The sequence below is a fragment of the Prauserella endophytica genome (assembly GCF_005146945.1).
GTDB classification, from domain to species: Bacteria; Actinomycetota; Actinomycetes; order Mycobacteriales; family Pseudonocardiaceae; genus Prauserella_A; species Prauserella_A endophytica.
The window spans coordinates 1-1,195 of the sequence record NZ_SWMS01000079.1 but is presented as its reverse complement, the minus strand read 5'-3'; the positions used below and the strand labels follow the sequence as shown (position 1 = coordinate 1,195).

The window sequence follows — 1,195 nt, the reverse complement described above, 5'->3', positions numbered from 1 at the left end:
CACGGCGTGATCGAGACGCCATCAGGCGACGGGATGACCACCAAGCTCATTCGTGCGCAGAAGGTGCCGCTAATCGAATATTGCTAGCCCTAACTTGGCAAAATAGCTCTGGGCCAATCTTCGGAAATCACAGCGTCTAGCATCTCGTAGAATTCCCAAAGATCGTCAGAAAGTTTTCTCCAGTCCTCAAGCTCGGAAATTATTACATGTCCGCCTTTCTTGCGTGGCCAGCGACTTACGCGTGCGCCACAATCAGCGAACATCCACCATGCCCCATGGACCGCCGTATGTCGCCGCTCCCGTAGGTCCTTACTGTCGGCCCACTTTAGGGCTCTTTTAGCCCCTACCTCTCGCGGGCTATCACTTACACATGCCGCCAGAATGCGCTTGTGGAGGTTTGACCATTCGTAGTCAGCTAAAGAGAATAGAGTACTTTCACCTTTTAGGAGTAGCAGAATCCTTTTTAGTGCAGCTTCGATTTGTCCACCAGCAACCGTGATGGAACCAACTATTTCAAATAGCTCTCGCCTAAATTTTCGATCTGCCGACGTGGTGCCACCCTCTCGATCCACTCGTGCAGTCTGAATTTCAAAATCAGTCATTGCTTCAGGAACGGTCACGTATAGCGTAAGACTTCGACCATTACCCAATCGCTCGTCCATTCGGTAATAAGCGATCCCTGAACCCTGACTGGCGCCGTCGTCTGCGCGTTCATTCTCTACCACTGATGGCATCCTCCAACTCCACGGATGAAGCTAAGAAGGTACTGCCGTTTCGACTCACCGCGCTCATGTCGTACAGCATCCGCACGTCAGACCTTCCCCTTCGCGTTGTTATGAGAGGTCGAGTAGACCTGCATGACTTGTCGCGCGAGGACGGCTCGGCGTTGCAGGTGGGGCATGGCCGCGTTCGAACCAACATTCGACCAACACGCGACCGACGCAGCACAACAGATGACGGCAACCGATGAAGCCATTCATCGAGGTCAGAGTCAGTACGCCGTGGCATTGCCCAGGTCAAGCTGGACCCGAATAAGGTCAAGGGGTCGCAGGGTCAAGTCTGCTCGCTCGGTCGGTGGAGCTAACACCACGGTCCCCAGATTTCCCCCGGAATTCAGTGCGATACGTCGCGAGAAGATGAGAAGCGGCGAGCGTTAGCTTTTGCTAAGTGTGCAGGTAGTGCGCAGTGACAACAA

Annotated in this window: 1 protein-coding gene; it reads right to left on the bottom strand. The window is 53.9% G+C overall.

Annotated elements, in window-relative coordinates:
• Positions 1–89 precede the first annotated feature (89 nt).
• Positions 90–725 (bottom strand): hypothetical protein, encoded by a 636-nt coding sequence (locus tag FCN18_RS38935; RefSeq protein ID WP_137097601.1) that lies wholly within the window; start codon positions 723–725, stop codon positions 90–92.
• Positions 726–1,195 lie beyond the last annotated feature (470 nt).